20 protein-coding genes are annotated in these 22,797 nt (G+C 42.5%); 6 read left to right on the top strand and 14 right to left on the bottom strand.

The genetic code is table 11. The features are described from left to right. Positions 1-4: 4 nt before the first annotated feature. From lpxD to rpsB, 11 genes are all read right to left on the bottom strand, one after another. On the bottom strand, positions 5-1,045 hold the full coding sequence (gene lpxD / locus IRQ78_RS16355) for a UDP-3-O-(3-hydroxymyristoyl)glucosamine N-acyltransferase (RefSeq protein WP_054553114.1): 1,041 nt from the start codon (positions 1,043-1,045) through the stop codon (positions 5-7). Positions 1,046-1,054: 9 nt separating this feature from the next. Beyond that, positions 1,055-1,573 (bottom strand): OmpH family outer membrane protein, encoded by a 519-nt coding sequence (locus tag IRQ78_RS16350; protein ID WP_054553115.1) that lies wholly within the window; start codon positions 1,571-1,573, stop codon positions 1,055-1,057. Positions 1,574-1,585: 12 nt separating this feature from the next. Then, positions 1,586-4,057: an outer membrane protein assembly factor BamA gene (gene bamA / locus IRQ78_RS16345; RefSeq protein ID WP_054553116.1), complete on the bottom strand. Its 2,472-nt coding sequence runs from the start codon at positions 4,055-4,057 to the stop codon at positions 1,586-1,588. Between the two features lie 105 nt (positions 4,058-4,162). Next, positions 4,163-5,515: a sigma E protease regulator RseP gene (gene rseP, locus IRQ78_RS16340; protein WP_054553117.1), complete on the bottom strand. Its 1,353-nt coding sequence runs from the start codon at positions 5,513-5,515 to the stop codon at positions 4,163-4,165. Between the two features lies 1 nt (position 5,516). Then, complete coding sequence (gene ispC / locus IRQ78_RS16335) at positions 5,517-6,716, bottom strand: 1-deoxy-D-xylulose-5-phosphate reductoisomerase (protein WP_194442690.1); 1,200 nt, start codon at positions 6,714-6,716, stop codon at positions 5,517-5,519. Next, positions 6,713-7,579, bottom strand: coding sequence for a phosphatidate cytidylyltransferase (locus IRQ78_RS16330; RefSeq protein WP_054553119.1), 867 nt, complete (start codon positions 7,577-7,579; stop codon positions 6,713-6,715). Before IRQ78_RS16330 ends, ispC begins: the two co-directional genes overlap by 4 nt. A 22-nt stretch (positions 7,580-7,601) precedes the next feature. Continuing rightward, a complete protein-coding gene (locus tag IRQ78_RS16325; protein ID WP_054553120.1) occupies positions 7,602-8,381 on the bottom strand; it encodes an isoprenyl transferase in 780 nt (259 codons plus the stop codon). A gap of 104 nt (positions 8,382-8,485) precedes the next feature. Next, complete coding sequence (gene frr / locus IRQ78_RS16320) at positions 8,486-9,043, bottom strand: ribosome recycling factor (RefSeq protein WP_054553121.1); 558 nt, start codon at positions 9,041-9,043, stop codon at positions 8,486-8,488. Between the two features lie 14 nt (positions 9,044-9,057). After that, positions 9,058-9,807 carry a UMP kinase gene (gene pyrH / locus IRQ78_RS16315; RefSeq protein WP_138599317.1) on the bottom strand — a complete coding sequence of 250 codons (750 nt, stop codon included), beginning with the start codon at positions 9,805-9,807 and terminating at the stop codon, positions 9,058-9,060. A gap of 151 nt (positions 9,808-9,958) precedes the next feature. After that, on the bottom strand, positions 9,959-10,810 hold the full coding sequence (gene tsf / locus IRQ78_RS16310) for a translation elongation factor Ts (protein ID WP_138599316.1): 852 nt from the start codon (positions 10,808-10,810) through the stop codon (positions 9,959-9,961). Between the two features lie 103 nt (positions 10,811-10,913). Then, positions 10,914-11,642, bottom strand: coding sequence for a 30S ribosomal protein S2 (gene rpsB, locus IRQ78_RS16305; protein ID WP_054553123.1), 729 nt, complete (start codon positions 11,640-11,642; stop codon positions 10,914-10,916). A 247-nt stretch (positions 11,643-11,889) separates the two neighbouring features. Between rpsB and map the strand changes: the two genes are divergently transcribed. From map to IRQ78_RS16280, 5 genes are all read left to right on the top strand, one after another. Further along, on the top strand, positions 11,890-12,699 hold the full coding sequence (gene map, locus IRQ78_RS16300; protein ID WP_228482666.1) for a type I methionyl aminopeptidase: 810 nt from the start codon (positions 11,890-11,892) through the stop codon (positions 12,697-12,699). Between the two features lie 12 nt (positions 12,700-12,711). Then, positions 12,712-15,330 (top strand): [protein-PII] uridylyltransferase, encoded by a 2,619-nt coding sequence (gene glnD, locus IRQ78_RS16295; RefSeq protein WP_054553125.1) that lies wholly within the window; start codon positions 12,712-12,714, stop codon positions 15,328-15,330. A 9-nt stretch (positions 15,331-15,339) separates the two neighbouring features. After that, entirely contained in the window at positions 15,340-16,167 is an 828-nt protein-coding gene (gene dapD, locus IRQ78_RS16290) for a 2,3,4,5-tetrahydropyridine-2,6-dicarboxylate N-succinyltransferase (protein ID WP_054553126.1), read from the top strand. Between the two features lie 277 nt (positions 16,168-16,444). Beyond that, on the top strand, positions 16,445-19,555 hold the full coding sequence (locus IRQ78_RS16285) for an efflux RND transporter permease subunit (protein WP_194442689.1): 3,111 nt from the start codon (positions 16,445-16,447) through the stop codon (positions 19,553-19,555). Beyond that, positions 19,552-20,643, top strand: coding sequence for an efflux RND transporter periplasmic adaptor subunit (locus IRQ78_RS16280; protein ID WP_407681624.1), 1,092 nt, complete (start codon positions 19,552-19,554; stop codon positions 20,641-20,643). The genes IRQ78_RS16285 and IRQ78_RS16280 overlap by 4 nt, the downstream gene beginning before the upstream one ends. 124 nt (positions 20,644-20,767) lie before the next feature. On the opposite strand, the gene IRQ78_RS16275 is transcribed toward IRQ78_RS16280, so the two are convergent. Both IRQ78_RS16275 and IRQ78_RS16270 read right to left on the bottom strand, forming a co-directional pair. Continuing rightward, a complete protein-coding gene (locus IRQ78_RS16275; RefSeq protein WP_194442688.1) occupies positions 20,768-21,166 on the bottom strand; it encodes a hypothetical protein in 399 nt (132 codons plus the stop codon). A 105-nt stretch (positions 21,167-21,271) separates the two neighbouring features. Continuing rightward, a complete protein-coding gene (locus IRQ78_RS16270; protein WP_138617120.1) occupies positions 21,272-21,619 on the bottom strand; it encodes a hypothetical protein in 348 nt (115 codons plus the stop codon). Positions 21,620-21,764: 145 nt separating this feature from the next. Between IRQ78_RS16270 and IRQ78_RS16265 the strand changes: the two genes are divergently transcribed. Beyond that, positions 21,765-22,007 (top strand): type II toxin-antitoxin system Phd/YefM family antitoxin, encoded by a 243-nt coding sequence (locus tag IRQ78_RS16265; RefSeq protein ID WP_138617117.1) that lies wholly within the window; start codon positions 21,765-21,767, stop codon positions 22,005-22,007. Positions 22,008-22,218: 211 nt separating this feature from the next. Here the strand turns inward: IRQ78_RS16265 and IRQ78_RS16260 are convergent, their stop codons facing one another. After that, positions 22,219-22,788 carry a hypothetical protein gene (locus IRQ78_RS16260; protein ID WP_194442687.1) on the bottom strand — a complete coding sequence of 190 codons (570 nt, stop codon included), beginning with the start codon at positions 22,786-22,788 and terminating at the stop codon, positions 22,219-22,221. Positions 22,789-22,797 lie beyond the last annotated feature (9 nt).

Raw genomic sequence — 22,797 nt, 5'->3', positions numbered from 1 at the left:
ATCCTTATTTGTCTTCAATATTGAGTGACTTAGTCAGTGACTCAAGAGCTTTAATGCGGTCTTTCATATCGCCAAGATTGCGGATGTGGGCAATACTTCGGCGCCATTCTTTGTTAGTTTGATGAGGTAATCCTGATGAATAGATTCCAGGCTCTGTGATTGCTTTCGTCACCATACTCATGCCGGTGATTATAGCACCATCGCATACGCTAAGGTGACCATTAATTGCAACCATACCACCAATCTGACAATTCCTACCGATCTCGACGCTTCCGGCAAAAACCGTGCAACCGGCAACCGCTGTGCCTGAGCCGATCTCGACATTATGCGCTATTTGACATTGATTATCGATAATTACATTACTATGGATGATCGTATCGTCTAATGCACCACGGTCAATCGTAGTAGACGCGCCTACCTCAACCTTATCACCGATGATTACTCGGCCAAGTTGCGGTATTTTCACCCATTCCCCACGCTCATTAGCGTAACCAAAACCATCGCTGCCCACGACTGTATTCGCTTGGAATAAACAGTCGCTGCCAATCTCAACTTCATGGTAAATGCTTACATTTGCCCAAAGCTTAGTGCTTTGACCAATTTTTGCATGCTCACCAATGAAACAGTTTGGACCAATCTGCACATTGTCAGCAATAACAGCACCAGCTTCAATCACCACATTGGCGGCGATCGCGACATTATTACCAATCGAAGCTGAATCATGAATGACTGCACTAGGGTGAATACCCGTCACTGCTGAGCGCGGTGTGGTGTCCATTAGCTGAGCAAGCTTGGCGTAACAAACATAAGGGTTAGCAACAATGAGCTTATTACCCGAAAAGTACTCAGCGTCTGCTGATGATAAAATCACCGCACTTGCTTGAGTATCATCTAATTGCGAGCGATATTTCTTGTTCGCTAAAAATGCAATATGCCCATGTTGGGCATTTGCAAGTGTAGATATTTTTTTAATCTCTGTAGCGCCGTCACCTTGAAGGTCAGCGCCCAGAAGATCCGCTATCTGCGAAAGCGTGTAGTTTTGCATATATGATTTCTATTGCTTACTTACTTTTTCAACAACTTTGCTTGATAAGTCATCGACAGTTTTAGGGTTAACATAAATCGTTGTTTCTTTAACTTTAACTTCATCGAATTTGCCAGCTTTCGCTACTTCTTCGATTGCATCTAAGATTAGCTTTTGAACTTTAGCTAGTTCTTGGTTTTGACGCATTTTGATTTCTTGCTCTAAAGGACGACCTTTTTCAGCAAGTTGCTGCTGCATACCTTGAATCTTAGTACGTAATTCTTCTTTTTGCTTGTCGCTCATAGTTGTCGCTTCACGCTTGAACTTTTCAGCTTCAAAACGAATATCACCTTGAAGTTTTTCTAGCTCTTGACGACGCTCAGAGAATTCAGCTTCTAAAGTTTGCTCTACTTTCGCCATTTGTGGGATTTGTTTGTAGATTTCTTGCATATCAACAATACCTACTTTGTGGGCAAATGCGTTAGTAGATAGGCCCATAGATAAAGTAGCAAGTAGTGCAAAAGCTGTTGATTTAATTGATTTATTCACGAAAAAACTCCTTTAGAATGTATTACTAATGTTAAAGCTGATGGTCTTCGTATCGTCATCTTCTTCTTTTTGCAATGGATACGCAAAACTGATCAGCATTGGACCCATCGGAGAGATCCATTGTAGAGAAAGACCGGTTGAAACCCTAAAGCGCATCGGATCTGAGTAATCATCCAATTTAGCACGCTCATCTGTTGACAGGTTTTGATAACGGTCAATATTAAACTCTGTATCCCATACGTTTGCTGCATCTACGAAGAAGCTGGTACGTACAGAGCTAGTGTTTTCTTCATCTAAGAAAGGTGTTGGAACAATAAGCTCCATCCCTGCGACCGCTTTGGCGTTACCACCAATTCGGCCTGCTGTGTAAAGCTGGTCAAACTCTGATGCACCACCAATGCTACCTGTCGGTGCACCATCATGTGATGGCGTGCCAGGGATAGTTTGCGGAACACGTGATACAGCACGTGGTAAAATCGTATTACGGTCAAAGCCACGTAGTTCCATTTCAGTTATTCTGAAGAACTCTTGGAACGGTAGTGTTTGGTCATAACCATTGGTTGTACCATAACCATTACCATATGCAAGCGCCGCACGCGTTGAGAATACCCAGCTATGGTCATTACTGATTGGCCAATAAAAACGTGAATCGTAATTTAGCTTAAAGTACTGTAAATCAGAGTTTGGCGTTGTTGCAGTTAAGTTAAGAGATTGGCGCGAACCTGCTGTTGGGAATAAACCACGGTTTACAGTAACGCGTGACCAACCTGCACTTAGCTCGTACTTAGTAAAGTCAAAACCTGCATCTGGGTTATTTGGATCTAAGAAGGTTTCACGAATAACACGTGTTTGCTCGTACTCAGCAATATCTGACAGTTCTTCTTGTACCCAACGAACACCAAAGTTAATACGGTTTACTGCATCGATTGGGAAACCAATGTTAGTACCAATACCATAGCTCTTCGATTTATAGTCGATTAGGCTAAACTTACTCGCATCGTAGTTACTGTAGAAAATGCTACTACCTTGCGATACACCATCAGGCGTAAAGTAAGGGTCAGTATAAGACACACTAATACGCTCAGAACCACGTGAGGTATTGATGTTGAAACCAATTTGGTTACCGGTCCCTAAGAAGTTTGATTCACTGACACCAATGTTAAATTGCAGACCTAAGTAAGAACCATAGGCAAGGCCTGCGTTAAAGCTACCTGCAGATTGTTCTTTCACAGTAAAATCTACATCAACTTGGTCATCTACACCTGGTACTGGCACCACATTAAAATCAACGCTTTCCATGTAGGGTAAACGCTGAATTTGCAGTTTAGAGCGCTCAAGGCTTTGATTGGACAACCACGCACCTTCAAGCTGTGTCATTTCACGGCGCACTACTTCATCAGAGGTATTTTGGTTACCACCCACAATGATACGACGAACATAAACACGCTTACCCGGATTAACCGATAGCGTTAATTGAACTTCTTTATTTTCATCATCAATTTCTGGGATGGTACGCACTTCAGCATTAGCATAACCAAAACGCGCTAAGTAGCTTTTGATAAACTCTTCTGAAGAGGTCACAACGGAGCCATTATAAAGCTCACCTGTTTTCAGCGGGATAACACTTCTGATGAGTTCTTCACGGCCTAACAAGTCACCAATAAAGTCAAAGCCTTTCACTTTGTATTTAACGCCTTCGGTGATATTTGCTGTTACATAAACAGAGTCACGCTCAGGGCTTACAGATACTTGTGTTGAATCGATATTAAAGCGCAAGTAGCCACGGTCTAGGTAGTAACTGCGAATTTTCTCTAAATCGCCTTCAATGGTTTGCTTTTGATAACGGTCGCTCGACATGAACTTCCACCACGGCAAATCTTGCTGTGACTCAGCTAATTTAAGTAGCTCTTCATCAGAGAAAAGTTCGTTACCAACGAGGTTGATTTGACGAATTGATGCAGCATCACCTTCATCAAATTCAAATAATAGTTTTACACGGTTTCGAGGTAACTTTGTGATACTAACTTCCACCTTTGCATTGTACTTACCAATACTGTGGAAGAATTCAACTAGACCTTTTTCAATGTTATCAAGAACTGTTTTATCAAGCGGCTCACCAGTACGGATATCCTGCTGGTCTAGCGACTCATTTAGCTGCTCATCTTTGATATCTTTATTGCCATCAAATTCGATCATACTGATCGTTGGGCGCTCAGTCACTCGGAAGATAACACTGTTGCCATCACGTAATGCTTTAATATTGTCAAAGTGACCAGAACGATAGAGAGCCTTTATGGTTCTTGAAATTGTGTACTCATCAATATTATCGCCCACATTGATCGGAATATGCGTTAACGCAGCACCCAGTGCAACACGCTGTAAACCTTCAACTTTTAAATCTTCTACAATAAAGGAGTTTTGGCCTAGGGCTGCAAAGCTAGCGCCTAATAAACTTGAAACTGCCAAATGTTTTTTTATAGCCATTTTGTTATCTTTATCCTTTACAACTGTATTACCGCTCAACACCTTTTTAAATAAACTTTTTGGTGTTTTACAATCGTGTTCAAATTGGAATTTTTCGCTTATTTGTTATAAACGCGATACATCATTGAACAAAGCGAAACATGTTAAAAATAGAAGCAGCAAGGCCCCCACTTTAAAACCAAATTCTTGCGTCTTCTCAGAGACCGGCTTTTTGCGAAAAAGTTCAATTATGTAATACATTAAGTGCCCACCATCTAGCACTGGCAGCGGCAATAAGTTAAATACACCAAGGTTTACACTAATTAATGCTAAAAAGCTTAAAAAGGCAACCAAGCCATAGCTTACGCTAGTTCCCGCGCCAACTGCAATGCCCACCGGACCACTTAAATTTTTAACCGACACCTGACCAGTAATTAAATTACCAATCATGTCAAAACTAAGGGTAATTAAACGCCATGTTTCTTGTATGCCCAGCACAATACTATCGACGGGGCCATAATGTCTAGTTTCAATATAGTTTTCTGGCCATGGCTCGACCACCGGAGACACACCTAAAAAGCCCTGAGCAACGCCTGTATCATTGGTTCTGCTTTGTGGCGTTACTGTCAGTTCTTTTATACTATCTTGCCTTTGTACACTAAATTGTAAGGATTTGTTAGGTGATTGCTGAATTAATGAAACTAACTTGCTCCAACTGCTGATATTTTCACCATTTACAGCAAGTATTTTGTCGTTAACCTGTAAACCTGCAGCTTCTGCCGCCGAGCCTTTACTGATCATGGCTACTTCTAAAAGTGCTTTAGGGCGAAACGGTACAATACCTATCGAGGTTAATGGCGGAACGTCTTGTTGATCTAATTTCCAACCATCTAAATTAAGAGTACGTACATGTTTTTGATAATTTTGATCACGAAGCGTTACCACAACACTTTGCTCACCTAAGCGACTCATAAGTGAGAATGTGGCATCTTGCCAAGTGTTAATGTCGTCTTCACCAATTTTAATAATTTGCTGGTTTGGCTCAATCTTAGCAGCAGCGGCACGGCTGCCTTGAGTCACCTCACCCACCACAGGTTTTAATGACTGCACCCCCACCATATACATCACAGCAAGTGCAAAAATAGCGAATAAAAAGTTTGCCATCGGGCCTGCAGCCACAATCGCAATACGTGCTTTTACTGATTTAGCATTAAATGATAAATGACGCTGCTCTGGCGGCACTTCGTCAACACGCTCATCAAGCATTTTGACATAACCACCTAGTGGGATTGCAGCAACCACATATTCGGTTTGCTGTTTGTCGTACCACTTGATCAACGGCTTACCAAAGCCAATTGAAAAACGTAGCACTTTCACGCCCGCTTTTCGCGCAACCCAGAAATGACCATATTCATGCACAGTCACTAAAATACCTAAGGCGAGAATAAATGAGCCAAGATTCCAGAAAAAATCAAACATGCTAGTTGATGCCTCTTTTTACAAACTCAGTCGCTTTTACACGTGCAGCTTGGTCGCAAGCTAAAATCTCATCGAGAGTTTGCACGTTGATGTTTTGTGTTGCGTTGAGCGTTTCAGCGTTAATTCGATAAATATCTGTAAAGCCGATTTGACCATTTAAAAAGGCAGCAACGGCAATTTCATTCGCCGCATTTACTGTGGTGGTTGCACCTTGCCCCATTTCACACGCATCAATGGCAAGTTTTAAATTAGGGTAACGGGCATAATCTGGTTTAGTGAAAGTAAAATCTGCCATTTGTGAAAAATCGAGCGGTTTTACACCCGCATCGACACGCTCAGGAAAAGCTAAAGCATGCGCTATTGGTGTGCGCATATCTGGATTGCCCATTTGCGCAAGCACTGAGCCATCTTGATATTGCACCATAGAGTGAATAATACTTTGTGGGTGGATCACCACTTCAATATCACTGGCACAGCAGTTAAACAACCACTTGGCTTCTATAAACTCTAGGCCTTTATTCATCATAGTGGCTGAATCAACAGAAATCTTTTGTCCCATCGACCAATTAGGGTGTGCCACCGCTTCTGCAACAGTCACTGATGATAATGTCGCTAAATCACGCTTTAAGAAGGGACCGCCAGAACCAGTCAGCAAGATTTTGCTCACGCCATTGTCAGCAAGTAAGCCAGATGTATTTTGTAGCGATGCAGGCATACATTGGAAAATCGCATTATGTTCGCTGTCGATAGGCAGTAAAGTGGCGCCATGTTGTTTTACTTTATCAATAAACAACTGACCTGACATAACGAGCGACTCTTTGTTAGCGAGCAAGACCTTTTTGCCAGCTTCAACTGCACTTAAAGTCGGTAACAGACCTGCTGCACCTACTATCGCCGACATCACTGCATCAACATCTGTATGTGCAGCAAGCTCACACATCGCATCAACACCTGCTAGCACCTGTGTGTTACACGAGCTATTTGCAAGTAAATTTGATAGCGCACTAGCGGCTTGTTGATCAGCCATAACAGCAAACTTAGGCTGATGTGCGATACACAACTCAGCCATTTGCTCGGCATTTTTACCCGCCGCTAAAGCAAAAACCGCGAAACGCTCTGGGTTTCTAGAAACAACATCTAAGGTGCTTAAACCGATTGAACCAGTTGCGCCCAGTACGACAAGTTGCTCTACTTTGCTCATAAACTCAGTGTCCATGCGTAGCAAAGTACAAAGATTGGCGCAGCTGCGGTTAAGCTATCGATACGGTCTAAAATACCACCGTGACCTGGTAAACACGAACCGCTGTCTTTCAAGCCAACCTCACGTTTGAACATACTTTCGAGTAAATCGCCTACCGCTGAGAATAACGCGATAAATGCAGTCATTACGGCATAGATTGGCCAAACACTCATATCAACATTAGTGAAGTGGCAAAATGCTAAAACAAAAACAACCGAAGCTACTACACCACCTAATAAACCTTCAATCGTTTTATTAGGACTTACCTTTGGCATTAGTTTACGTTTACCTAAGTTTTTACCAGTAAAGTAAGCACCAATATCAGCGCTCCATACAATACCAAGTACAACTAAAATTAACATTGAACCAAAGTGAGTAGATTCACCATACCCTGCGCTACGTAGTGTATTTAGTGCAAGCCAAAGTGGCACTAGCGTTAAAAAGCCTGCAATGGCACGCATTACAATGCCTTCATTCCAAGCCTTTGCCATAGCTGGGTAGCGCCAAACTAAATAAGTTGCCACAATCCACCATGCAAATGACAAGGTAAATAGATAGTTTGCATCACCCACTAATTGACCATTTTGCCAAAGTGATTCAATGGGCCAATGCCAGTTGAGTAATGCCAAAAATGCAGCCGTTGCTGCTACAAATCCAAAGCGTTTAACTTTATCGCATAGGCCCATAAATGCAGACCATTCCCACGCACCGAGCAAAACAATACCAGCGGCGATATAACTAAATAGTGTTAATGGGGTATAAAAAACCAAAATAAGTGCAAGTGGTGCCAACACGAGCGAGGTTAAAATTCGTTGTTTTAGCAATGTGTGTACCTTCAACTAGTAATTAGGTCTCGGCGAGTAATTGTTTTATTTGTTCGCCTGTACAACCAAATCGTCGCTCTCTGGCAACGTAACATGCGATAGCATCAGCAAATGCAGCTTCATTGAAGTCTGGCCAAAGCGTATCGGTAAAGTAAAGCTCAGCATAAGCCGCTTGCCATAAAAGGAAGTTACTGATGCGTAAATCTCCACCGGTGCGGATCATTAAATCAAGCTCACCTTGGTCGGCCATACTCATTTGTTCAGCCATTAGCTCTTCAGTAATATCTTCTGCGGCCATTTCACCGGCTGCGACTTTTTTCGCAAGCGTTGTTGCGGCGTTAGTAATATCCCAACGTCCACCATAATTAGCTGCCACGTTTAACTGTAGACCCGTATTATTACGAGTTAATTCATGGGCTGCATCAACTTTATTGCGCAAACCTTCTGAAAAGCGTGATAAATCACCAATTATGTTTAGCTTTACATTATTTTTATGAAGTTTTTTAACTTCTTTGCCCAGTACAAATAAAAATAGCTCCATGAGCGTATTTACTTCGTCTTCTGGACGTCGCCAATTTTCGCTACTAAATGCGAATAGTGTTAACGACTGTATACCTAAGCGAGTACAAAATTGCACTGATTGACGAACCGCATCAACGCCCTTTTTGTGCCCATAAACACGTGGGCGATTTTTCGCTTGTGCCCAACGTCCGTTGCCATCCATGATTATAGCGACATGCTTAGGCAAACTTTGCTGGGAAATTTTATCAGCGTTAAGAACCATAAATATCGAGTATTCCATAAAAAAACGCCGTCTAGTATACCCTAGACGGCGTTTCAAAACTAATAAATTTAGTTACGCCTGTTTACTTACAGAATCAGTGTCTGAAAGATAAACAGCAGCGATTAGATTTCCATTAACTCAGCTTCTTTTGCAGCTAGTTGTGCGTCCATCTCTTTGATGAACTTATCAGTAAGCTTTTGGATCTCGTCTTCTGCTTGACGTGCTTCATCTTCAGAAATATCTTTTTCTTTCAATAAGCTCTTAATGTCGCCATTTGCATCACGACGGATGTTACGTACAGCAACACGACCGCTTTCAACTTCGCCACGTACGATTTTGATAAGGTCTTTACGACGCTCTTCTGTAAGTGGAGGAAGTGGAACACGAATAACAGTACCTGCAGACATTGGGTTTAAACCTAAATCTGAAGCCATGATCGCTTTTTCTACTGCTTGCGCTAGTGACTTATCAAACACGCTAATTGCAAGTGTACGAGAGTCTTCAATTGTTACGTTAGCAACTTGGTTTAATGGCGTGTCAGCACCGTAGTAAGACACTTGAATACCGTCAAGTAATGCTGGGTGCGCACGGCCTGTGCGAATTTTAGATAATTGACTGCCTAGTGCCGCAACACTTTTTTGCATACGTTCTGACGCATCTTTTTTGATATCGTTAATCACGGTTCAATCCTAATCTATTTGCTAGTTTCGTCTGAGGCTTGTGAAGAGATAAGCGTTCCTTCATCTTCGCCCATAATAACACGCTTAAGCGCGCCTGATTTATTCATGTTAAATACGCTTAATGGCATGTTGTGGTCACGCGCCAGCGTAAATGCAGCTAAATCCATAACCTTAAGCTCTTTTTCAATGATTTCATTGTAGCTTAAGTGGCGATATAGTGTAGCGTCTGGGTTTTTCACTGGATCATCAGAGTAAACACCATCCACTTTAGTCGCTTTGATTACAGTATCTGCTTCAATTTCAATACCACGTAAACACGCTGCTGAGTCAGTCGTGAAGAATGGGTTACCTGTACCCGCTGAGAAAATTACAACGCGGCCAGATTTTAATAGGCTGATAGCTTCTGCCCAGTTGTAAGCATCACACACACCGTTCAGTGGGATAGCAGACATTAAACGACAATTTACAAATGCACGGTGCAGTGCATCGCGCATTGCCAAACCATTCATTACAGTGGCAAGCATACCCATGTGGTCGCCAACTACGCGGTTCATACCCGCTTCTGCTAATGAACCACCACGCAAGAAGTTACCGCCACCGATAACTAAACCTACTTCTACGTCGAGCTCTACAAGTTCTTTAATTTCTTGAGCCATACGGTCAAGTACTTTTGGGTCGATGCCGAAGCCTTCGTCTCCCATTAATGCTTCACCGCTAAGTTTAAGAAGAACACGTCTAAAAATAGGTTTACGATTGATAGTCATAATATTTGGGCCAGCCTTAGTAATGAGATAAAAAATAACCGCGCTATGGTTACACATAAAACGCGGTTATTTTAAAGAATTTTCATCAGTGACGCAAAAGCTAATAGCAGATTAATTTCATCTTATTGCCCTACGTCACTAAGTTAGAAAATTACTCGCCTTTTGCAGCAGCGATTTGTGCAGCTACTTCAGCAGCGAAGTCTTCTTCTTTACGCTCGATACCTTCACCAACTTCTAAACGGATGAAGTTAGTAACAGTTGCGCCTTTCTCTTTAAGAATTTCGCCAACTGATTTTTTAGGTTCCATGATGAAAGCTTGACCAGTAAGAGAGATCTCACCAGTGAATTTCTTCATACGACCGATAACCATTTTCTCAGCGATTTCAGCAGGCTTGCCTTCGTTCATCGCGATATCGATTTGAACTGCTTTTTCTTTTTCAACAACGTCAGCTGGTACGTCTTCTGGGTTTACGAACTCAGGCTTAGACGCAGCTACGTGCATAGCAACTTGCTTAAGTGTTTCTTCGTCAGCTTCACCAACTACAACAACACCGATACGGTCGCCGTGGCGGTAAGAAGAAAGCTTGTCACCGTCGATGTACTCAACGCGACGAACGTTGATGTTTTCACCGATTTTAGCAACTAGCGCAACACGAGTTTCTTCGAATTGTGCTTTAAGTGCTTCGATGTCTGCTTTAGATTCTGCAGCAGCGTCAAGAACTTGGTTAGCGAAACCAAGGAAGTTAGCGTCTTTAGCAACGAAGTCAGTTTGACAGTTAACTTCAAGAAGTGCAGCGAAACCGTTACCTTCTTTGATTAAGATTGTACCTTCAGCAGCGATGTTACCTGCTTTTTTAGCAGCCTTTGCAGCACCGCTCTTACGCATGTTTTCGATCGCTAACTCGATGTCACCGTTAGTTTCAGTTAACGCTTTTTTACAATCCATCATGCCAGCGCCAGTACGCTCGCGTAATTCTTTAACTAGGGCAGCAGTTACAGCCATTAGAATATCCTCAATTGAATTCTGTTATAGGGAAGCGGTATAGGCCGCTTAACAAGAATAACAAGTCTTCATCTTAATTAGATGAAGACTTGATGACAGCTAATTACTCAGCTTCTACGAAGTCGTCTTTCTCAGCTTGAGCAACGATGTTGTTCTCACGACCTTCAGTGATCGCAGCTGATACAGCGCCTGTGTAAAGTTGGATAGCACGGATCGCATCGTCGTTACCAGGTACGATGTAATCAACACCGTCTGGGTTAGAGTTAGTATCAACGATAGCAACAACTGGAATACCTAGGTTGTTAGCTTCACGGATAGCGATGTGCTCGTGGTCTGCATCGATAACGAAAAGCGCGTCAGGAAGACCGCCCATGTCTTTGATACCACCAAGGCTCTTTTCAAGCTTTTCCATTTCACGAGTAAGCATTAACGCTTCTTTCTTAGTTAATTTCTCGAAAGTACCGTCTTGGCTTTGCGCTTCAAGGTCTTTAAGACGCTTGATTGATTGACGAACTGTTTTCCAGTTAGTCAACATACCACCTAACCAACGGTGGTTTACGTAGAACTGCTCGCTTTGAAGAGCGGCTTCTTTAACTGCTTCGCTTGCTGCGCGCTTAGTACCAACGAAAAGTACTTTACCTTTGTTAGAAGCTGCGTTCGATAAGAACTTAAGTGCTTCGTTGAACATTGGTACAGTTTGCTCTAGGTTGATGATATGAACACGGTTACGAGCGCCGAAGATGAAAGGCTTCATCTTAGGGTTCCAGTAACGTGCCTGGTGACCAAAGTGAACACCAGCTTGAAGCATATCGCGCATTGAAACGTTTGCCATTTGTATAATCCTCTATAATTTAGGGTTAGGCCTCCACATATCCCATAGCACCAACACCGTAGTTAATTTGTAACTTAAGTGCACCCAAGTGTATGTGACGATACGTGTGTGTGTTAAAATAAAATTGTGTTTGCCTTAAATACAAAAAATCAGTTAAGAATTTATTTGTAAAAAGACGGCGCGCTTTATACCATATTAAAATTGAAAACTCAACGTCTAGTGCAAAATTTGTGCACTAAAAACTGACCTGAAAAACAACTTTGGAGCCTCAATGAGTGCTGTGATCAAGACCCCTGAAGAAATCGAAAAAATGCGTGTTGCCGGGCGCTTAGCCGCCGAGGTACTAGAAATGATAGAACCGCATGTGGTGCCAGGTGTAACCACAGATGAACTAAACACAATTTGTCATGATTATATTGTTAATGTTCAAGATGCTATTCCAGCACCGCTTAATTATCACGGTTTCCCAAAATCAATTTGCACCTCAGTGAACCATGTAATTTGTCACGGTATTCCAAATGACAAACCACTTAAAGAAGGCGATAGCGTCAATATCGACGTGACTGTGATCAAAGATGGCTATCACGGTGATACATCGAAGATGTTCCACGTTGGTACGCCTAACATTCAAGGCAAGCGTCTTGCAGATATCACCCAAGAAAGCCTTTACCTTGCAATTAAAATGGTAAAACCAGGCGTACGCTTAGGTGATATTGGTGCTGCAATTCAAAAATACGCAGAGGGCTTTAGCTATTCAATCGTACGTGAATACTGTGGCCACGGTATTGGTGCTGAGTTCCACGAAGAACCTCAAGTAATGCACTATGGTAAAGCAGGTACTGGTGAAGTATTAAAAGCAGGTATGTGCTTAACAATCGAACCTATGGTTAATGCTGGTAAACGCCAATGTAAGCTACTTAAAGACAACTGGACAGTTGTAACAAAAGACCGTTCATTGTCTGCACAGTGGGAACATACACTGTTAGTGACTGAAAATGGTGTTGAAATTTTAACGCTCCGATCAGATGATACTATTGACAGGATCATCGAACACTAGGAGCCAGCCCCAGTGGCATTACCCAATAAAGTAAAAAAGTTGCTCAGCCAAGCTGAGCAACTTAGCGATTATCGCGACTGTTCTAGTTATTTTTATAAATGGCTACAGAACGAATTCTCAAAACAACCCGTTAGCAACTTAATTAATGCCCGCGCTGAGTTTATCGACCGCTTATTAATTAAACTGTTTCACGATTACGACCTTGCTCATGAAAGTGACTTAGCCCTGATTGCTGTGGGTGGTTATGGTCGTGGCGAACTACACCCCTATTCCGATATCGACTTTATGTTGCTGGTAAGCGAGCAGCCAAGTGAAGCCGTGTGCGAGAAAATTGGCCAGTTCGTTACCATGCTTTGGGATCTAAATTTAGAAATTGGTCACAGCGTTCGCACTATAGAACAAGCATTAGAACAAAAACGTGAAGATGTGACATTTGCCACCAGCTTACTCGAAAGCCGATTAATTTTCGGTAACCATATCGAATTCGAAAAATTAAAAAATCATTTAATTGATACGCCGATTTGGCGCTCAGACGAATTCTTTTTGGCAAAAGTACAAGAACAAAGTTTACGCCATAAAAAATGCCATGGTACAGCTTATAACCTTGAGCCGAATATCAAAGAGAACCCGGGTGGCCTGCGCGACTTACAGACCATTATTTGGGTTGCTAAAAAGCACTTTAGAGCCGAGACATTACAAGAACTTATAAATCACGGCTATCTTACTCACGAAGAATACCAAGAGCTGTCTGAGTGTTTAGAAAACCTATGGAACATTCGTTTTGCGCTACACATCGCTGCGGGTCGCTCTGAAAACCGCTTATTGTTCGATCATCAGCCTAACGCCGCTGAAATCCTCGGCTTTGGTAGTGATGGTAAAGCCTCGGTCGAGCGCATGATGAAGCGTTTATTTAGGATCATGAGCCGCGTACGTGAGCTTAACCAAATGCTGCTTTCATACTTTGAGCAAAGCATTTTACCGGGTGCTGGTGAGTTACCTGTGATTGAGCTTGACCGTAACTTTGAGCGTATTGGTCATCAAATTCGTGTTAAGAATCCGTCTGTGTTCTTCCGCCGTGATCAGCTATTTGTATTGTTCGAGCATATTGCTGATAACCCAGAAATCACCCATATTTACCCAAGTACTATACGTACAATGCGCCAAGTTCGCCGTCGTTTATTGGGTGATTTACAAGATTACGCCGCCTGTCGCGAAGCATTTTTGCGTTTAATCAAACACCCTAACGGTATGGGGCGCGCATTTACGCTGATGCACAAGCACGGTATTATCGCTGCCTACTTACCACAGTGGCGTAATATCTTTGGGCAAATGCAGTTCGATTTATTCCATGCCTACACCGTGGATGAACATACCCATAAACTCATCAACAATATTTATAAGTATTTTGATAAATCAAAAGTCAGCGAATTTCCGTTATGTAGTGAAATTGTCACTCGTATGGACAAGCCTGAGTTACTTTATTTAGCCGGTATTTTCCATGATATTGCTAAAGGCCGTGGTGGCGATCACTCTGAGCTTGGCTCAGTTGATGCAATCGCGTTTGCTAAACTACACCGCTTCCCAGCCTCAGATGGCAAGCTTATTTCGTGGTTAGTGGCTAATCACTTACTTATGTCGGTTACAGCGCAGCGCAAAGATATTAATGACCCAGATGTGATTAAAGACTTTGCAAGTAAAGTGAAAAACGAGCGTCAGCTTGACTACTTGTACTGCTTAACCTTGGCCGATATTCGCGCAACTAACGATAACCTGTGGAACGATTGGAAAAATACCCTACTACGTGAGCTGTATTTACACACCCAGCGAGCGCTTCGTTTAGGGCTTGAAAACCCAATGGACCAACGTGACCAAATACGTGATAAAAAACAGCAAGCCAAACAGCGCTTACTGAACCACGGTTGTAACGAAGATCAAATCGACTTAATTTGGAGTCGCTTTAAAGCCAATTACTTTACCGCTTTTAGTGAGCAACAGATTTCGTGGCACACAGAGCACCTACTAAGCTGTGACGATTTAAGCCAGCCTAGCGTTGCCGTGTCTAACACCGCAATGCATGGTGGTACACAAGTATTTGCTTATAGCCCTTACTCGGGCAGTTTATTCTCACGTTTAGTTAGTGTGATTGGTTCGAAAAAAGCGCAAATTCAACATGCGCAAGTACTGACCACAAAAGATGGCTACGTGCTATTTAGCTTTGTTATTTTAGAGGTCAATGGTGACCCGATTGCGAGTAACCGTTCGCAAGGCATTAAACGTGCTTTAGATCTTGCAATTAGCGACCCGAAAAAGAAAATTCGCCTTAAAAAGAATCGCTCTCAGCGCTTCAAAGACTTTAATATCAAACCAAAAATTGTGCTTAGACCGCATGCCCGTAAAGACCGCAGCTTAATTGAAATTCAAGCGGTGGATATTCCGGGTCTATTAACAAAAATTGCGGAAGTATTTCAAGCGCACTTATTACATATTCATGCCGCACGGATCACCACAGTTGGTGAGCGTGCAGAAGATTTCTTCGTGGTATCAAATAACGAATACCAAGCATTAACAGACGAAGAACAGGCTAAAATTCATCAAGCATTGCGTAAAAAACTCAACGCAGAAACCGAATAAGAGGATCTTATGTCAGATTTAAAAACCATGATCGAAAACGCCTGGGACAACCGCGATAGCATCAGCCCAAGCACGGTATCAAGTGAAGTTAAACAAGCTATTATCGACGCGCTTGAATTACTTGATAGCGGCGCTGCACGTGTTGCTGAAAAAATCAGTGGTGAGTGGGTTGTACATCAATGGTTAAAAAAAGCGGTGCTATTGTCTTTCCGTATTCGTGATAACCAACCAATGAGCGATGGTGTTAATCAGTTTTACGACAAAGTACCCCTTAAATTTAGCGACTATACACCAGAGCAATTCCAACAAGGCGGCATGCGTGTTGTGCCTAATGCTGTGGCACGTAAAGGCAGCTTCGTAGGTAAAAACGTGGTGCTTATGCCATCTTATGTCAACATTGGCGCCTACGTTGATGAAGGTACCATGGTTGATACATGGGCAACGGTTGGCTCATGTGCACAAATTGGTAAAAACGTTCACTTATCTGGCGGTGTAGGCATTGGTGGTGTGCTTGAACCACTACAAGCTAACCCAACTATTATTGAAGACAACTGCTTTATTGGCGCACGTTCTGAGATTGTTGAAGGCGTTGTAGTTGAAGAAGGCGCTGTTATCTCAATGGGTGTTTACATCAGCCAAAGCACACGTATCTATGACCGTGAAACTGGCGAAATCCATTACGGCCGAGTACCAGCCGGTGCGGTTGTTGTTCCAGGTTCTTTACCGTCAAAAGATGGTTCGCACAGCCTATATGCTGCCATCATAGTGAAAAAAGTTGATCAGCAAACTCGCGAAAAAGTAGGTATTAATGCCCTACTTCGCTCGATTGATGAATAATAAAGCGGAGCTTTAAGCCGTCAGCTTTAAATTTTAGATATAAGAAGCGCGATGCTAACTAGTTTCGCGCTTTTTTGTACTTAGAGCTTAAAACTTAGGACTTAAGGCTTTTAACTTAAAGCTCCTCCGCTAAATTGTTACATCTTATTTCAAATACACACTTTATCGCGAATTAACGGCTATTCAGCGTTACTTCTGACATACATTTCATTTACCTCACTGGCACTTTTTTTACATCGCACTACAATGCACACAAACTGATTTTGGAACACACACAATGAACCTGACACGTAGTTCGCTGAAAAACCCTGCGAGTGTTATTGTCATCTTGGTGTTGATTATGTTGTTTGGCATGTTGAGTATTTTTAAGCTGCCAATTCAGCTCACACCAGATATCGAGCAACCGCAGATCACTATTTTCTCTGGCTGGCGCCAAGCTGCACCTGAAGAGATTGAATCGGTGATCATTGAGCCGCTCGAGAACGCAGTAAAAAACACCCCGGGTGCCTTAGAGGTTAATACTTACATTAACCGTGGCAATGGCTCTATCACGTTAACTTTTGCTGTTGGACAAAACATGCAACAGGCCATGCTTGATGTGTTAACTAGCCTTAACCAAGCGCCGCCCCTGCCGTTAGATGCATTTGATCCTGTGGTTTTTGCTGGCGGTAATAATGGCGAAGCCGCTGCAACGTTACTGGTCACCCCGAAAGATTTTAATAGCGACAGCCTAGATTTAGACATGGCACAGTTCCAAAAACAAATCGATGAATTTGTTGAGCCCCGTTTGGCACGTATCCCTGGTGTTGCCCGCGTTGATTTAGCCAGTGAGCGACCAAAAGAGTTACGTATCACCTTTGACCCCCACAAAGCCGCCGCACTTGGCGTCAGCCTTGACCAAATCAGTAACGTATTAGCCAGCTCACGAGATACCTCTGGTGGCCTTGCTAATGTTGGCCGTCGTCAATATACCGTACGCTTTACGGGGCAATATGATTTATCAAGCATGGCACAAATGCGCGTTGGTTATTCAGGCGATAGACCTATTTACCTTGGCGATATTGCAAGTGTAGAGCGCACTTTTTCTGACCGTTTAGGGATGAGTGGTCGAAATGGTAAACCCGCGTATTACATTCGTATTTCGCGCGCTAACGAAGCCAATACCGTTGCCCTGCTCGACGACATTAACCTTGCCATTAAAGAGCTAAACGAAGGGCCGCTGGCCGAGAATGGCTTATCGATTGAATTAAGTTTTGATGCCTCTGTGCATATTCGTAATGCTTTGTCGTTGGTTAAAAGTAACTTAGGCCTAGGTGTTCTGCTGTCGTGTTTAATCTTGTGGCTGTTCTTTAGAGGCTTAAAGGCCACATTTGTGATTGCAGCGACGATTCCTGTCTCTTTGTTAGTCGCGTTTTTAACATTGAATATTTTTGACCGCAGCTTAAATGTTATTTCACTGGCGGGTCTTGCCTTTGCTGTTGGCTTAGTACTTGATGCCGCCATCATAGTGCAAGAAAACATCGCAAGGCTCAGAAGCGAAGGCTTTGATAGTAAAAAAGCCGCGCTAAAAGGTGCAGCTCAAGTAACAGGCGCGTTATTTGCCTCAACCACCACCAGCGTTGCTATCTTCTTGCCAATTTTATTTATGGCAGGTATTGAGGGGCAGCTATTCTCTGACTTGGCGCTCACCTTATCTATTGCAGTTATTGCCTCTATGATTTGCGCAATTACACTTATTCCGTTGGCTAACCACTTTTGGCCAGACAAAGAGCTCAAAGCGGATCCTTATAGTGAATATTGGCATAAGCTAACTAACTTCATCATGTCGCTTACCAATACCCGCGTTAAACAAATAGTGTGGATAACAGCCTTATTAGGTGGCTCAGTCGTCGCGACCATGACCATGCTCCCGAAAACTGATTTTATGCCGCGCGCACCAACCGATGGCTTTTTCTTTAACTTGAACACCCCGCCTGGCGGCAATGTGCAGTTTATGGAAGAAGAGCTGCTGATGCGTATTAAAAAGCGTTTAATGCCTTATTACACAGGTGAAAAAGAGCCGGGGATTAAAGATTTTAACTTTTATGCTTTTGGCGCGAATGCTGGCGGTTTTATTTATTCTGCCGATCCGCAACGTGTTGAAGAACTAATGAAGGTTGCCCGAGAAGAAATCTTCATCGATTTACCCGACACCCAAGTATTCTTCTTTAGAGGGTCGATGATCCAAGTTGCTAATGGCGGTGATGGTCGTAATATCAATATCGATTTAACGGGCCCAAATATGGACGAGCTAATCGCCGGTGCTAATGTGGCGCTGCAAGCTGTCACCGACGCAATGCCGAATGCCACTGCAAGGCCACAACCACGACTCGATATGGCAGAGCCAGAACTTAGGCTCACACCCAATGACCGCCGTATAACCCAAGCAGGGCTAACTCGTCGTGATGTATCTCAAGCAGTGCAAGCCTATACAGGTGGGTTATTTGTTAATGAATACTTTGATGGCAACGAACGCATGAACGTGATTTTGCGCGGCATACCGTGGCAAACTCCAGAGGAGCTTAAAGCACTGCCTATTGTAACCCCGCAATCAGGTATTCAAACTTTAGGTGAGCTTGCCAATATTGAGCGCACCGTGGGGCCAACACAGCTTAGACGTGTTAATGGCCGCCGTACCGTGAGTATTGTTGTCACGCCACCAGCAGACATGAGCTTGCAACAAGCGCAAACTATTCTCTCTGAGCAAGTTATGCCAAAAGTTCGTGCAAGCTTGCCTGACAGCTCTGGTGCGATTTTGGCGGGGAACGCACAAAAGATGAATTCGGCCATGCAAGAAATGACAATCAACTTTATCTTGGCTCTGTTTATTTTATTCTTGCTAATGACCGCATTGTTTAAGTCAGCCAAAGACAGCGCGTTAGTTTTACTGGTCATGCCATTGGCAATTGCAGGCGGTGTCCTGGCCCTATTCGTACTTAACTTATTTACCTTCCAATCACTCGACTTACTGACCATGATTGGCTTTATTATCTTGCTGGGTCTGGTGGTAAATAATGCCATTTTATTGGTTGACCAAACCCGTGTCGCAATGGCCGCTGGGCTCAGTCGAGAAGACGCCGTTCGCCAAGCAGTGCTGCTGCGCGCAAGACCCGTTTACTTAAGTACCTTAACCAGCTTATTTGGCATGCTGCCACTGATGCTAATGCCGGGGGTAGGATCAGAAATTTACCGTGGCCTTGCCACTGTGATCGTCGGTGGCATGGCCATTAGTGCCCTATTTACCCTGATATTAATGCCAAGTTTATTGCAACTTGGCAGACAACTGCCGCCCGCTAATAACAAACAGCAACCAGAAAAAACGCCTTTAAGCTTGGTATCGAATCAATGAGTATTAAAACAATGAACACACCTTTTCGTAAATTAACCGCTCGCTTTTGTGCGCTATTCAGTCTTATCGCATTTAACGCCTTTGCAGTCGTGCCGGTTACGGTAGAAACCGTCACACAAGCTCCACTGACAAGCGAAATTGAAGTCAGCGGCACTTTGTATGGCAAAGACGATGTAACCCTAACAGCAGGCGTTAGCGGGCGTTTATTATATGTTGTTGAGCCAGGTACTCTGGTGAAAAGTGGCGACACCCTAGTTCGTATGGACACCTTACCGCTTGAACTGGAAAAAGCACGCCAGCAAGAAATGCTCAATCGCGCCAAAATAAACCTACGCTTATATCAACAAGAGCTCGCTCGTTTACAAAAACTCGCCAAAGCCAGCAGTGCTGCAGCAAGCCAAGTCGATGATATGCAAAATAAGCATGACCTTGCGTTATCTGATATCGCACTGGCTAAGGTTGAATTAAAAGTGATAGACGATCAGCTTTCGCGTGCAACCGTTCGCGCTCCATTTGATGGCGTGATCAGCGAGCGTTTTAAACGCGCTGGTCGCGAAATAAATCGCGCAGATGAACTGATCACTCTGCTCGATATTAATAACTTAGAAGTGCGTTTGTATGTACCTGTTAAATACTTAAAGTTTTTACACAAAGGCATAGAGTTACCAATTAAAGCTGGCGACTTATCAGCCCCTGATATGACAACAGCCACCGTAACAGCGGTGATCCCATCAACCGATCCGCGTTCACAAACCGTAGAAGTACGTGCTTTACTAGCAAATGATGCTGAGCAAACATGGGCAATTGGCCAACTGGTTGATGTAGCCGTGCCACTAAAAAGCAAAGGGGATGTACTACTGGTGAATCGCGATGCGCTGATCTTACGCAAAAAAGGCACCCATATCGTCAAAATCGACAACGACAACAAAGCCCTGCAAATTCCCGTAAAAGTCGGTAATGGTAAAGACAAGCTTGTTGAAGTCACCCCGACTTCTAACATCACTTTAAATGCGGGCGATAAAGTGGCAGTACGCGGCGCCGAGCAACTACAAACCGGGCAAGAAGTCGAAGTTCAGGTAAAGCAATAACTGCAAGGCTTGAGATGACTGCCAGCTATTAAATATTTTAAGAGCTGGCAGTTATGATAAAGGGTAGTAATGATTATTAAGAGTTGCGCTTGTTTTTGACTTTCTAGGAAGCAAAAAAGCAAGATCAGGGCCCTTCGACTTCCTTACTATCCTGAGTACCTAATTTAATTCCGATGACAGTACCAACAATCGCAAAGGCTATACTCAAAGGCACTTCTACAAACCATAAAGGTGGGATAAATAACGTTTGTAATAGTATCGATACAATTACTGTTCCCACTATAAAGCTCAGTAAATATACACTTAGGGCATAATTCCAAGCTTTTACAACATTGCGCTTAGCCAGAACGGTATAGATACCTGCATTCAATAAATAAGATGGTAATAACTGGTATGTAAAATATTTGCCGAATGAGAGTGAAGCTAAGTTATCACTTCCAATTATTAGAGTGATAAAAGTATTTAATACGGTACCTAAAACCAGCATGACTAAAGTGTATTTTACTATCCTTAAACTGTTCAATTTGTCTCCATATGTTATGTCACAATTATGATTTAGAAATGACCAACTAGATACACTAACGCAGAACTAAGTTTACAGCTACGATTCGCGTTTAAAATACTCGCCTTATAATGCTTTAAAATAGTGAATCATTCTAATAACCTCTTTTATTTTATAGCAATAAAGAGGTTCCCAGCGAAAGCTTAGTGGCAAACACCACCAAAGCATTGAACCTGTGTAAAATTTTGTCTCTTGCTTACTAAATTTAAACTTACATCCTTTGAGGGCTGAACCAAATTTTAAGCTTTTTGGCCTTCCACCTGTTGTAAGTGCTTCATTTGCTTGAGAGATAGATAGCATATCTACTTCTAAGTCAATATAACCATGGCTACAGCCAACCTTTCCTACTTTTATTGAAATAGGATCAGAGTTTTCAATATGCTCGATTACTATGTCATCTAATATAAATTTCATAATTCTTTTATATATGTTACGTGCCTTATAATCAGTGCCTTGTAAGTAAAACTACAGAACCCAAACTAATCGCGCGATTTAATTATTTCGACCATTTCATGCTTTTTACTATAATTCCCCTATCACTTTATTTTAGAGCTCAGCCATGAATACACTAACAGCAAATGATGCAAAACGTAATTTTGGTGAACTACATTTAAACGCCCAGCGTGAGCCTATTAAAATTAGTAAAAACAACGAGGACGTCGTAGTGGTCATGTCTATAAGGGATTATGAAGAATTAGAAGCTATGAAAGTTGACTATATTAAGCATTGCTTTGAAAACGCAACAAGAGACTTAGCTCAAGGTAATGTAGTTGATGGTAAAGACTTCTTGGATACTTTATAAAACACTTTGCAAAAGATAAGTTACAAAAAATCCAGAAATTAGGCGTAGCTGTAATGACATTTATCCAAATGGTTTTTACTTTCCTATTGGTAAACACACTGCTTATTTTATTAAAGAAGATGGTTTTATAATGATTGTTGCCGTACTAAACCAATCTCAGCTTCCTGAAAACCACTTATAATTGCACCACCTTCCACAAAGCCAACACCTCTCACTGCAAACAGCCAAACCCTTTTAATGAAATTTCTTGAGTATTCGCGCCGCTTTGGTTCTTATGTTGAATGATCAAGCGTGAATCTTGGCTAGTAAAGGTAAAGGTTCCGAGCCAAGGTAGCTGGGCTATGGGTTGCATGTGGTAAAAACCATTGGCATCAAAGCATATAAATGAGAACTCATGATGTACCGGGGCAAATACGCCATAATCAGCGGTAAATACAGCAATGTTGTCTTGCAACATAAAGTGTTTCGCTTGCGTGCCCGCTACTAAATACCAAAAGCATATTGCTGTCATTATCACCACTTGTAAGCCGCCAAGTAAAAAGACTGAAAATTTAACAATACGGGTCGATTTACTGGCTTCCATATAAAGGCGCTTTGCTTTGAGTAATAACCAAAGCCCAATGGCAACCATAGTGAGCTTTACAATCATTAGTGCTACGCCTATTTGATACATCAGCTTAGGGCTATGCCATTGAATGCCAAATGTTTGCGGAATAAACAAGCTATCAATTAAGGGCAGTAAAATGAGTAGGAATGGCAGAATAAGCGCTTTGTTTTTCATTATTTACTT

The sequence above is a fragment of the Pseudoalteromonas simplex genome (assembly GCF_015278155.1).
Lineage (GTDB): Bacteria > Pseudomonadota > Gammaproteobacteria > Enterobacterales > Alteromonadaceae > Pseudoalteromonas > Pseudoalteromonas simplex.
The sequence above is the reverse complement of the archived record's forward strand: the minus strand, read 5'-3'. Positions and strand labels throughout refer to the sequence as shown.